The organism is Pararcticibacter amylolyticus (assembly GCF_003130405.1).
GTDB lineage: Bacteria > Bacteroidota > Bacteroidia > Sphingobacteriales > Sphingobacteriaceae > Arcticibacter > Arcticibacter amylolyticus.
On sequence record NZ_QEAS01000009.1, the window covers coordinates 99,272 to 112,148 of the forward strand.

8 protein-coding genes are annotated in these 12,877 nt (G+C 42.2%); 1 reads left to right on the top strand and 7 read right to left on the bottom strand.

All coding sequences use genetic code 11. From position 1 onward, the window contains the following. Window positions 1-446: 446 nt before the first annotated feature. The 3 genes from idi to DDR33_RS12090 form a co-directional block, all read right to left on the bottom strand. The gene (gene idi, locus DDR33_RS12075) at window positions 447-983 is read right to left on the bottom strand and encodes an isopentenyl-diphosphate Delta-isomerase (RefSeq protein WP_109416051.1); all 537 of its coding nucleotides are present in this window, start codon (window positions 981-983) and stop codon (window positions 447-449) included. A 599-nt stretch (window positions 984-1,582) separates the two neighbouring features. After that, window positions 1,583-4,003 (bottom strand): Ig-like domain-containing protein, encoded by a 2,421-nt coding sequence (locus DDR33_RS12080; RefSeq protein WP_109416052.1) that lies wholly within the window; start codon window positions 4,001-4,003, stop codon window positions 1,583-1,585. Between the two features lie 750 nt (window positions 4,004-4,753). Beyond that, entirely contained in the window at window positions 4,754-5,167 is a 414-nt protein-coding gene (locus DDR33_RS12090) for a winged helix-turn-helix transcriptional regulator (protein WP_109416054.1), read from the bottom strand. Between the two features lie 80 nt (window positions 5,168-5,247). Between DDR33_RS12090 and fabF the strand changes: the two genes are divergently transcribed. Further along, window positions 5,248-6,489 (top strand): beta-ketoacyl-ACP synthase II, encoded by a 1,242-nt coding sequence (fabF, locus tag DDR33_RS12095; RefSeq protein ID WP_109416055.1) that lies wholly within the window; start codon window positions 5,248-5,250, stop codon window positions 6,487-6,489. A 374-nt stretch (window positions 6,490-6,863) separates the two neighbouring features. Here the strand turns inward: fabF and DDR33_RS12100 are convergent, their stop codons facing one another. From DDR33_RS12100 to DDR33_RS12110, 4 genes are all read right to left on the bottom strand, one after another. Continuing rightward, window positions 6,864-7,757, bottom strand: a complete 894-nt coding sequence (locus tag DDR33_RS12100; protein ID WP_158280733.1) for a helix-turn-helix transcriptional regulator — start codon at window positions 7,755-7,757, stop codon at window positions 6,864-6,866. Window positions 7,758-8,030: 273 nt separating this feature from the next. Next, on the bottom strand, window positions 8,031-8,162 hold the full coding sequence (locus DDR33_RS26875; RefSeq protein ID WP_262509940.1) for a hypothetical protein: 132 nt from the start codon (window positions 8,160-8,162) through the stop codon (window positions 8,031-8,033). Between the two features lie 30 nt (window positions 8,163-8,192). Next, window positions 8,193-9,605 (bottom strand): TolC family protein, encoded by a 1,413-nt coding sequence (locus tag DDR33_RS12105; RefSeq protein WP_109416057.1) that lies wholly within the window; start codon window positions 9,603-9,605, stop codon window positions 8,193-8,195. 61 nt (window positions 9,606-9,666) lie between these two features. Beyond that, window positions 9,667-12,873, bottom strand: coding sequence for an efflux RND transporter permease subunit (locus DDR33_RS12110; RefSeq protein ID WP_109416058.1), 3,207 nt, complete (start codon window positions 12,871-12,873; stop codon window positions 9,667-9,669). Window positions 12,874-12,877 lie beyond the last annotated feature (4 nt).

Here is a 12,877-nt window from a genome sequence, read left to right on the forward strand (position 1 = left end):
TTACTTGTGATGTCTCCCGACCTGAGAAACAATAGAATGCAGACTCTTTATTGCTGCTTAAAGAGAATAGCGGACACGTACATGCGATTCGGCATGTATAACATAAATAAAATTTTAGTCGTAAACAGGTCTATAACAGGCCCCGGCGATTAAGAAAACAGCTCGGGGCTTACTTAATAAAGTCTTTACTGCTTTTAAGAAAAGAGTAACGTAAAGAACAACAGCAATACCCCTGATCAGGTGATCCTGAGTCACCCGTCAGCAGCCGGAGTATATATGTTGTTTGATGCTTACTCATATTTCAAATTTCTACCATTAAAAAGACATAAGCAAGCACTTTGTTCTATCGCAATAGTTTTTTTACAATTGCCATGGTCTTTAGTATAGGTTATGTTCGGTGTCAAATGGCTGACGGAGAACAATATTCAAAAAAGAAAACGGAGGTATCACTTGTACAAAGCCGCAACTTTATCAAATACCATGCGAAACCAGTAGGTGTACTGCTCCGGGTTGAGTTTTATATCTTCACTGATTTCATCGAGGTGCATATACTTCCACGCTGCTACTTCATCATGATTTATTTCCGGCTCTCCTGAAAAGGAACCGGCATAAACGTGATCAAATTCATACTCATACATACCACTGCCTAATTCAGCTTTATAGATAAAGCTAAATAATTTATGAAAAGTACTATCTATGCCCATTTCTTCTTTTAACCGGCGCCGGGCGGCATCTTCTGTCAGCTCCCCCGGACGGGGATGGCTGCAGCAGGTGTTTGACCATAGTCCCGGAGAATGATACTTACCGAAAGCCCGTTGCTGCAGTAACATTTCCTCTTTCTCATTAAAAAGAAACACGGAGAACGCGCGATGTAATTTGGCCTGTTCATGGGCCGCTTGCTTTTCCATTGTTCCCACTACTCTGTCATTGGTATCTACCAGTATCACTTCTTCATAAGAAAGAATATTTTTGAGAGTATCCATAGCTTCAAATCTGCAGTAAAATCACCGAACTTTTATTTCTTGTGTTTAATACTGTAATAATAATCTGCAATCTACTATATTTAATTTAACCCATGGTTCGCTTTAACCAGCAATATTCTACAGAGGTAATTATTTATTGGTAGTGGCATAACTTTGTTTGTCCTAGTTTCGTTCGGGTTGGCTCCTGATTGGCTTCGGAGCTGAAAGGCTTTTGAAACGCTTTCGAGACGCTCTTGCAACGCTTTCGATTCGGAAATTTGGCGACGCCGCAGCGTCGGGTGAGCGACGCTGTAGCGTTACAGATCAGAGGCCAGTCAGGAGACTATCGGGAGCCGGTCCGAAGCCGTATTTTGTTGCATGAAAAAGATGGTAAAAAGCTAATTTTTTACTTTACCCAACCCGTACAATGGATTTAATTTAATAAGCAGAGCAGAAGTCTCAGGCTCGTCGTTTAATGCACTGTGATCAGCTCGTTCAGAAAGCCCCGAAATTCAAGATTAAGACACGGAACACATTATAGTCCATAAAAGCGAAAAATCCGCTATTCTGCGGATTTTTGCGTAATTATATTCTCTTAATCGTCAGACCTCTTATGTTCATTAATACTTAATTACAAAATACCCGGTCTGTTTTTTGAGCTCCAGGCTCTTCATATATTCTATAATGTAGAAATAGGTCCCTTCCGGAAGATTACCTTTATCTTTTGTCGTGCCGGTAAAACTTTCCGCATCAGCCGGAGAAGTAGGATCAAGTGTATTGTAATTTCTGCTCTCAAAAATCGGAACTCCGTTTCTGTTTACTATCATCAAATGATGCTCGGGGTACTTAACCAGTCCTTCTATTCTTAAAAGATCATTTACACCGTCACCATTTGGAGTGAGAACCTGACTTACCACAATATCCCGTGATGAAGGATCGCCAACCGACACCTCAAAACTTGCCTGTGCAGGAAGATAATCCTTATCACCAGGCTGATTAACTGTAATAGTAGCTAAACCGATTCCCTGTGGTATGAGTGTAGTACCTTCCACTTTTACAACAAAAGGATTAGAAGTTTCCAGTTTTAATTCGAGAGGTGCTGTGGTGGTTGCTGCCGGGGAATAACGGCTGCCAAACCTTTCCATCTCAACCATATCTTTATATGTTAATATTTGCGTAGCCTTATGGACAACAAGTGTTTTAGTGGTTTGGGCGGAAGTATATGTAGCGTCCTCTATATGAGAAGCTGTGATTTCTGTAGAACCAGCGCCAACTATATGAATCCGGCCATGAGAATCTATAGTAGCTACATCTGTATTGCTACTGGTGAATGTAATGATCTCAGGACTATTACTAACAGCTGTAACTAAGAAATCATTATCCAGGAACGTTTTCTCAAATACTCCGTCGAGATCAATCACAGCGTGCAATTTATCCGCTACTACAACCAATTTCAGGATATCGCTTTCATCACTTGTATTTCCGGCCCGGTCTGTAGCAGTAACTGTTATATTATGAGTATCATCACTTAGCTGAGATTGAAAAGTATATCTCCAATAACCTTTATCGTCCGCAAGTACCTCACCATCTTTCCGTCCGTCGGCCCGTACTTCTACCGTCGAAAAAGCTTCTGCCTGCCCATGAACGGTAGGATAACTCGTGTTAACAACCGTTTCACCATATTCAACGGTTACATCTTCCGCCACAGGAAGTCCTGGTTTGTCCGGCTCAACTGTATCAATGATAACTTTCACTTCAGTGCTTTCACTACTATTCCCGGCTTTATCCGTTACTTTAATTTTTGCATTTCTTTCACCATCAAGCAATGCAGGGATGATGGTTATCTCCCATTTCCCGTTTTCATCAGCAGTTACTGGCCCATACGACACACCGTCAATAATTACCACTGCGGTGGCTCCCGCCTCAGTCACTCCACCGTAAGTGGGGGTATTATCCGGACAGTAGCCGTTTGCCGGAATGACCGGTGGGGCTGGAATGGATGGGTTCTTAGTGTCTACAATAGCATTAAAAGGTGCGCTATACTGGCTCAGATTGGAAGCAAGATCCAGTGCAGTTGCCGTTAAGACATAAGTATTATCCGCTAACACAGGAATAAATGTATAAGTCCAGTTGCCATTAGCATCTGCTGTTAGTTCTGTGCGTTTTGCTCCATTTATATACAGCCTTACAGTAGAATTAGGTTCAGACGTTCCTGTTACTACAGGTTTATTTATGGGAGTATAGCCTGCCCCGTTCAACCCTGTAAGTGTTTTTATATCAGGAGGAAGTGCCGTAAAATCTACAATAAACTTTTTCTCATTGCTGAGAGAACTGATATTTCCATAACTATCTGTTGCTGTGGCAGTAAGAACATACTCCTTTTCAGCAAGTGCTGTTGCAAATGTATACGTCCAGTATCCACTTGGTCTTGTCGTTACCTCCGCTAATTTTACTCCATCAAGATACAAAGTTAAAAGAGAATTTGGGTCAGCTGAGCCACTGACAGAGGGTTGTTTTTCCTGCGTATATCCCAGGGAATTTAATTTTGATATAGAAGTAATAGTTGGCTTGGGCGGTTCTGCGCTACTGAATGTGATATCGGAATTGCCTGAGGCACTGCCCGGGCTACCCAGGTTATCAGTTGCCGAAATAGCATACGCAACCGGTGCGTTGGGATCTGATGAAGTCATCGTACGCACGGCGTCCCATGTATCTATTCCAGTGTTTGTTACTAAAGCCGTTTGTCCGGCAATCGTAACTACCGGCGTTTGCGTAACGCCAACGGTATTAAACTTAACAGTTACCTGATCTCCAGGCTTCGCTTTTCCGTTGCTGGGATTAGTGGTAAAAAATTCAATGCCGGTAATAACCGCCCCTGAAGTCAGTGTCTCAGCGTGTACAATATTAACCGCGCAGCTCAGCCAAAGAGCCAGGAAGCCAAGTATTTTGCTGAAACGTTTAACACAGACATTTGAATATTTGTACAATTCTTTCCGAACGATCAGACATAGCATGGTAAAAGTGTGTATCATATTATTCATCAGGCGAAACTTCTTGCCTGATCTTTTTACTGAGAAAAAGAGAAAAGGTTACGTTTTTAATCCAGGATTTTGTGCCGGACAATAAAGTGAGGAATTCCTGAATATTTTATTCCTGCATAGGGGATATGCACTGCGAGACTGTATTAATCAAAACATGAATGGAGACACCTTCTAATATAGAGTTCGAATATGTATCATTTATTTATATATCAAACACTTAAAATGCAACACGTAGCAAAGAGAGAGCTACTTATACTATCTGCCGGCGTTCCGGAGTGTCGATTGCTTCTTCCGGGGCCGCTCTTCTTTTACTAACAGAGGCAATTGCTGATATTAAAACAGAACAGATTATAGATGGAATCCGATCCTCTCTCACGAAAACCATACTGGTTCCCGGAAGGAGACTGTATTAATTACATTTAGCATTCCGGCTTTAACCGCAGGATCGTCTCTGATAATTCTCCTGAAGTCTTCATCTGAACATACAGCCAGAACAAGAAATAGTCCCGGATTGCCTGATATTTGACTATAGAACATTGTTTGATTAGGCTTTCCAATCTGTTCATAGTATTTCCTATGATCGGGGAAATGCTCAAAAGAGAGTGTTTTATCAGCAGATCTCTGCATCCAGACTGCAACATAATGAGGTAGCATAAAGGGGGTCGTTTCTATTGTTTACAATACAAATGAACGGGACATTAGTGACATCCCTATGTCAACAGAAACATACCGGTGATGCTTAATCTTTTATTATTCTTTTATATGCTGAGTATAGAGCTTCTCTCTTATTTTTTCCAGCCCCGTCATCTTATTTTCTTTAACTCCTCCCAGAATAATCTCTTTTCCAGGATTCAAATCATCTGAAGCATACTTATCAGACCACAACCCGACCTCTATGATAACCGGAAGAAGATCTATCCCTTTCTCTGTCAGGCTGTAAATGATCTTCTGTTTGTGTTTCCCGTCTTTTTGCTTGGTAATAAACCTTTCTCTTTCAAGCATCGCTAGCCTGTCAGCCAGGATGTTTGTAGATATCCCCTCCTTCGACATCAAAAATTCATTATAATATCTTTTGTTGAAAAACATCATGTCGCGAATAATCAGAAGAGTCCATTTATCGCCAAATATTTCCAGTCCAAAATTAAGGGGACAATCCGACCTCATATACACTTCAATAAACCACTTGCAAAAATAAATTAGTTTTCCCTATATTTGCAACCACTTGCAAAAAAAAAGCAGTTAATATGAAACGAGTAGTCGTAACAGGTATGGGAGCAGTCACCCCTATAGGGAATGATGTTCCAGCTTTTTGGAATAATCTCGTAACAGGTAAAAGCGGGGCCGCCAGGATCACTAAGTTTGATCCATCAGCATTCAGAACGCAAATCGCATGCGAGCTTAAAGGCTTCAATCCCCTTGAATATCTGGACCGCAGTGAGATTAAACGCACAGATCCATTTACTCAGTACGCCCTGGCTGCAGCCGCTCAGGCAGTAAGGGATTCCGGGCTTGATTTTAAAGCGATGAATCCCTATGATACAGGCGTCATTTGGGGCTCGGGACAGGGAGGTATGCTTACATTTGAAGAGCAGGTTATGAATTATGCTTCTGATATGTCAAGGCCAGGATTCAGTCCGTTTTTTGTCCCAAAGCTCATTGCTAATATGGCTTCAGGAATGATAGCCATAAAATATGGTCTTAAAGGCATAAATTACACTACAGTGTCCGCTTGCTCAACCTCCAATACGGCTATCATGGATGCTCTCAATTACATCAGATGGGGAAAAGCAAAAGTAATCCTGACAGGAGGATCCGAAGCTCCGGTAACAGCGGCATCTGTTGGGGGTTTTTCGGCAATGAAAGCGATGACAGTACAAAATCATCAGCCGGAGAGAGCCTGCAGGCCCTTTGATTCTGCAAGAGACGGATTTTTAATGGGTGAAGGATCGGGCGCTCTGGTTCTGGAAGAATATGAACATGCTGTGGCAAGAAATGCCCCGATATATGCGGAGGTTGCCGGTGCTGCGATGACTGCAGATGCCTACCATATGACAGCAACTCATCCGGAGGGAGAAGGTGCTTATATGGCAATGAAATTTGCCCTTGAAGATGCAGGCTTGCTGCCCGACGATGTAGACTACTTAAACGCTCATGCAACCTCTACTCCTGTAGGGGACATAAGTGAGTTGAAGGCAATAGCAAAGTTGTTCGGGGGAAAGAAGAAACGCCTGAAAGTCAGTGCTACCAAATCAATGACGGGGCATTTGCTGGGAGCAGCGGGGGCCATTGAAGCAATTGCCTGTATACTGGCTATCAGGAACTCTGTCATTCCTCCTACCATAAACCTTTTAAATCCGGATTCCGCCATTCCTGAGCAGATTGATATTATAAAACAGAATGCATTGGAAACAACAGTGGATGTAGCAATGAGCAACACATTTGGATTTGGCGGACATAATGGAATTGTTGTTTTCAGAAAAGTTTAAGGGATGATACCGTATATAACGAAAAATAATTAATAAAAGGTATTGACTTTGTTTCTATAAAGTCTTACCTTTGTACTGATAAGGTTTAGGTGCTCCGTTCGTGCTCATCACAGCGGGGCTTTTTTTTTAAGATAAACTCTCATTCTCAAAGTTCTGTCAGAACCTGGTACTCTTGTGATCTTCTCAAAAACAACGCTTATCGCTTTCTGAGTTAGATGCTCCATAATTGATAAATATTCAGATGCCCCCCTTTAATATAACAATACTCATGCACGAATATTTATATTAAACCGATGTAAATTTCTGAAAACTAGGGCAATAAAAAAATAGCAATTCGAGCCAAACTAAAACGATATTTAATGGCAATAAGACCACTATGGCCAAATAGTGCTAAAACTTGCACCATTGAGATTCAAAAACTGTCTGATGTTTTTTGGTGAAGTAGAAAACTGTTTCTGCATAACCCTGCTGAAATAATTTTGATCTGGATATCCAGCCAGCCTGCTCACTTCGCCAATTGAAAGTTTGGTTTCTCTGAGAAGTTTTAACGCACTTTCGAGTTTACATTTCTCTATATACTCCTGAACTGTAAGCCCGGTTTCACTCTTAAAGATTCTGGTCAAAGTACGACGGGCAAAAAAGAATCTGTCTGCAATTTGCTGGATATCTCCTATTTTCAGATCCCTTGAATTCTCTTCTATGTATTGCTGAACTATCCTTATTCGTTCCTTCTGCGCATCAGAGCGAACAAATGCACCGCTAACAATCATATCGTTATAAAGCCTCAATAGCTGTACAACCTGATTCAAAACATGTACTTCAACATCCTCCCCCCGCGTCTTTTTTAAATTAAAAAGACTAAGTATCAATCGCAAAGCTTTATTATCAATCTGACAACGGGGCATGTAGCCATATTCTACCTCATTATCTCTAAAGGTCTTAATGGACTTTTCAATCGCCGAAAACTCAGATGACTTTCTTTCCAGCCATTCAAGACGGGGGGAAATGTAACAAAAACGGTGGGTTCCCGGAGAAATGTTATTTATAAAAGTACTGCCTTTTTCTTTATAATTTGCGTACCATATACTTTTATTAGCTTTTGCTATATCCGAGCCGTCAGGAGCGGACGCAGAAATATCCCCATCGAACATAAAAAAGAGGTAGAATGAGGATTCATTTACAACATACGCAGTTTTGATTTCTTTCTCCACATGAAGCTCGTAAATTTCAATAAAGAAGAGGTAATTACTATAGCGTTGGATCAGCATCCTTCCCCCTTCTATATGCATTTCCCGAGCGTCCGCATAAGGGAATCGGATACTGCAATATGCTGGTAACCTACCGGTCACATTGGCCTCGGATAGCACCTTAGGAAAAATGGTAGCCTGAATTGAAGGTCTCATTACAAGTATAAAACTTGAAAACTCAAGGCGATATTAGCCATTTGAATTGAATAAGACAAGTATTTCTTCTCAAATAGCTGATATCGCCCCGAATTAAAGATAAAGCAGATCAAACACAATCCCGATAAACAGGATGCGTCACAGGCATAATTGCAGAACAGTATCCACTGTAAAGCTTGATTCTCCTGATACATCTTCAGTTGAATCTTTTTCTTTCTCACTGCCGCTGGTAGCGAAAAAGCCTAGATAATAATCATAGATCAGTCCCATAATTTATTTTTAATTTTTAACACACCTCATTTATTGCCATCCACCACCTACTGAACGATACAATTCAACTACCGCGCCAAGTTGTTTACGCTTTATCTCGGCCAGTTCAAGTTCACTCTGCAATACATTGCCCTGAGCTGTTATAATCTCCAGATAATTAGCCATTCCCGTATTAAAGAGCATTTGTGCGTTGCTTATTGCCTTTTGCAAAGTCTCAGTCCTTTGTCTGGCTATAAGCTCTTCCTGCTTGTATTTTTCGAAACTAACCAGTGCATCCTCTACTTCGGCAACAGCCTGAAGAACAGACTCCCTGAATTCAATGACAGATTTATCGCGCTCTATCCTGGCAAGTTCATATCTCGTTTTCAATTGTCTTCTCTGAAAAACCGGCTGGGTTAAACTTCCTGCAGCGGCTCCAAACAAAGAAGCCGGAATTGAAAACCAATTGCTTGCCTGAAAAGAATTCAACCCTCCCTGTGCAGATATCCTCAATGAGGGATACATAGATGCTATTGAGAACGAAACCTCCGCATTGTTTCGCCGGACGTCAAGTTCAGCTTGCCTCACATCTGGCCGGTGGGCAACTATAGAGGCAGGCACCCCTGCAGAAAGTTCCCCGGGCGTCGCTATTTTCTCAAGATTACTCTTAAGAACAGGCAAGCCAGGCAATCTGCCTGTCAACACACTGAGGGCATTTTCCTGGATAACAATGCTTCGTTCAAAAGACGGTATTAACTTCGCAGCTACCAGTCGCTGAGCTTCTGCCTGCTGCACAGCCAATTGAGTGACTTGCCCGGCTTGAAACTGAAGCTTGATAATATTCAGCACGCTGTCATTCAGCACCAGGTTTCTTCGCGCAATGAAAAGCTGTTTATCCAGCATTAACAGATTATAATATCCCTGCGAAACATTACTTACTATTTGCGTTTGAACGGCTTTTCTGGCTTCTTCTGTCTGCAGATAAGATGCAAGCGCCGCCGCTTTCTGACTTCTTATTTTTCCCCAAATATCAGCCTCCCAGGAAAGGTCGGCAGATGCCAAATAATCCTCGATATGACTGCTTCCTAAAAATTGATTGGCACTTAAACCGTTGATACTATTATCCGAAGGCCTGTTTGTAGTAGCAGTTACTCTAAGGCTTACTTCCGGCAGGTTACCAAGCTTTGCCTGGTTGAGAACTTTTCTGGATGCTTCCAGATTTTTAACGGCAATCTGAAGATTATTGTTCCGTGCAATAGCCGAATCTATTAACAGTTTCAAACGCTCATCAGAGAAGAAACTTGTATAGGGAATAGTAGCTATCCCGGCAGTATCTGCGTTTAAGGCATTCGCAAAGCTTGATGGAAGTCCCATGTCTGGTGCCGGAACATCTTTCGATAAGTGGCAGGCAGGCAGTATAGCTACCAGAATAATAAAAAGAAGTAATCTGATATATGTTTTCATTATTTCTTATTTTATAAAAAAGACATGAAGGATACCCCGGACAGATATCCCTTTCATGTCATTAGCTTAAGATGGATTGAGGGGAATGTGTTGCAATATGATCCCTGTTGACATGGCCATCGGAGTGTACGGCATCCAAAGACTTCCCAGAAACCCTTTCCTGAAGATACTGGAATACTACATAAAGCACCGGAATAACGAAAAGTCCCAGCACTACCCCTGCCAGCATGCCTCCTGCGGCTCCGATACTGATTGAATGATTTCCCTGGGCTGAAGGCCCCTGTGCATACATCATTGGAATTAACCCAACAACAAACGCAAGGGAAGTCATAATGATCGGCCTGAGTCTTAATTTTGCTGCCTCAAGAGCTGAGGCCAGGATAGTCTGTCCATTTCTCCGTCTTTGTACAGCAAATTCAACTATTAGAATAGCATTCTTTGCAAGCAGTCCTATAAGCATAACAAGCGCTACCTGTACATAGATATTATTTTCAATTCCAGTTAGGCCTATCGCTGCAAATACTCCAAATACTCCTGTAGGAATTGATAAAATAACAGCCAACGGTAGAATATAACTCTCATATTGGGCTGCCAGAAGGAAGTAGACAAATATCAGACAAAGAACGAAGATAATTGCCGACTGACCTCCGGAAGAAATTTCCTCCCTCGTCATACCGGAAAATTCATAAGAGTATCCTGTTGGCAAGCTCTGTTTCGCAACGGCTTCGACAGCTTTTATCGCATCTCCCGAGCTGAAGCCGGGCTTTGGTATTGCGTTAATACCAATTGAATTAAATAAGTTATATCGGGATGCTGTCTCCGGCCCATAAACCCTTTTTAATTTTACCAGCGTATTGAGAGGAACCATATCCCCTTCCCTGTTTTTGACATAAACTCCGTCCATCGACGACGGTTCGTTCCGGTTTGCCTTATCAGCCTGAACCACTACCCGGTAATATTTCCCGAAACGGTTGAAATCAGAAGCCTGAGCACTGCCAAAGTATGCCTGCATAGTTTGGAGGACATCTTTTGTACGGACACCGAGCTGCTCTGCTTTTACTTCATCCACTTCCATTTCATATTGAGGATAATCGGCTTTAAAAGTGGTGAATGCTACCGCAATTTCCTGTCGCTTCATTAATTCGCCAATAAAATTGTTGCCCACTTCGCTGAACTTATTTAATGCCCCTCCCGAACGATCCTGCAACACCATATCCAGTCCGTCAACATTACTGAATCCCGGTACCGTAGGAAACGTAAATACAAAGAAATCTGCACCTTTTATGCTTCCTAATTTCTCCCTTACAACATTCATAATCTGGTTTATGTCTTTCACATCACCCCTCTCTTCATATGGCTTGAGGAGAATAAAAGCAACACCAGCAGAAGGACTCGTAGCAGAGGTAAGAATATTGAAACCGGAGATGACATTTAGAGTCTTATTGAAAGAAGCGGGCTGCAGGAGCGTTTCTGCTTCGTGGAGAGCGGCGTTCGTACGCTCAAGAGACGCACCTGCCGGCATAGACAGGGAAACAGCGATAAAACCCTGATCCTCCGACGGAATAAATCCGGAAGGTGTTCTTTTTATCATAAGTCCTGTAACAACTACTATAATTCCCAATCCGGCGAGGCTTGCCCATTTATATTTAGTCAGGAAACGCAGGGATCCGACGTAGCGGTTGGTCATTCTGTTAAAAGTTGTATTGAAGCCAATAAAGAACCGTTCTTTAAAGCTGCTCTTTCTGTTATCATCCTTCTGATAAGAATGCGTTTCCTTTAAAAATAAAGCACAGAGTGCCGGACTCAACGTAAGGGCATTGACTGCAGAGATCACAATCGCAATAGCAAGTGTAAACGCAAACTGGCGATAGAAAACTCCTGTTGAACCCTCCATAAAGCCAATGGGCAGGAACACTGCAGACATTACCAGTGTAATTGATATAATAGCACCTGTGATGTCGTGCATTGCAGAAATAGTCGCCGCTTTCGGTGCAAGATGATTATGCTCCATTTTTGCGTGTACAGCTTCCACTACCACAATCGCATCGTCCACTACAATCCCTATCGCGAGTACGAGTGCAAAAAGTGTAAGCAGGTTAATGGAAAACCCGAACAGCTGCATAAAAAAGAACGTTCCTACAATTGCAACTGGTACCGCTATTGCTGGAATGAGGGTGGACCGGAAATCCTGCAGGAAAACAAATACAACAAGGAACACTAAAATGAAGGCTTCCACTAACGTATGTTTCACCTGATCTATAGATTGATCCAATGCTACTTTGGTGCTGTAAAGCGTCAGATATTTCATTCCCTTGGGAAAATCCTCCTGAGCTTTATCCATCATCTTTGTAATAGCCTCCTGAATCTCATTAGCATTAGAACCTGCCAATTGCAATACGCCTATATTTAATCCGGCCTTACCGTTAATCCGCGTATTGCTGGCATAGGTGTAAGATCCGAATTCTACTCTTGCAACATCCTTAAGACGCAATACTGATCCGTCTGCATTAGAACGTATAATAATATTTTCATAATCGGATGGCTGATTTAGCTTTCCCTTATACTTAATAACGAACTCAAACGCCTCAGTACTGCTTTCCCCGAATTTTCCGGGTGCCGCCTCCAGGTTTTTATCCTGAATTGCTGCTGTTACTTCCTGAGGAGTCAGCTTATAAGCAGTCATTTGATTGGGGTTTAGCCAGATACGCATGGAATAGTCCTTGCTCCCACCAAATAAAAGAGCTTGACCAACACCCGGAATACGTTTGATTTCCGGTATCAGGTTGATCTGGGCATAATTCGCCATGAAGGTTTGATCATAGGTCTTCTCATCTTCGCTATAAAGATCCACTACCATGATCAGACTGTTCTGCTGCTTGGTCGTTGTAATTCCTGCCTGTATTACCTCAGCAGGCAACTGACTTGTCGCCTGAGATACCCGGTTCTGCACGTTAACTGCGGCCTGGTCAGGATCTGTACCAAGCTTAAAGTAAACCGTGATAGCAAGAGATCCATCGTTGCTGGCGGTGGAACTCATATAAGTCATGTTCTCTACTCCATTTATCGACTCTTCAAGTGAAGGGGCTACTGAGCGCAAAATTGTTTCAGCGCTTGCACCCGGATAAAATGCTGTTACCTGAACTGCCGGTGGGGCGATATCCGGGAATTGCTGTAAAGGCAATTTGGTTATCCCAATAATACCCGCAATAACCAGGAGTATTGAGATCACTGTGGCCAGAACCGGCCTTTCTATAAATTTCCTGAACATAATC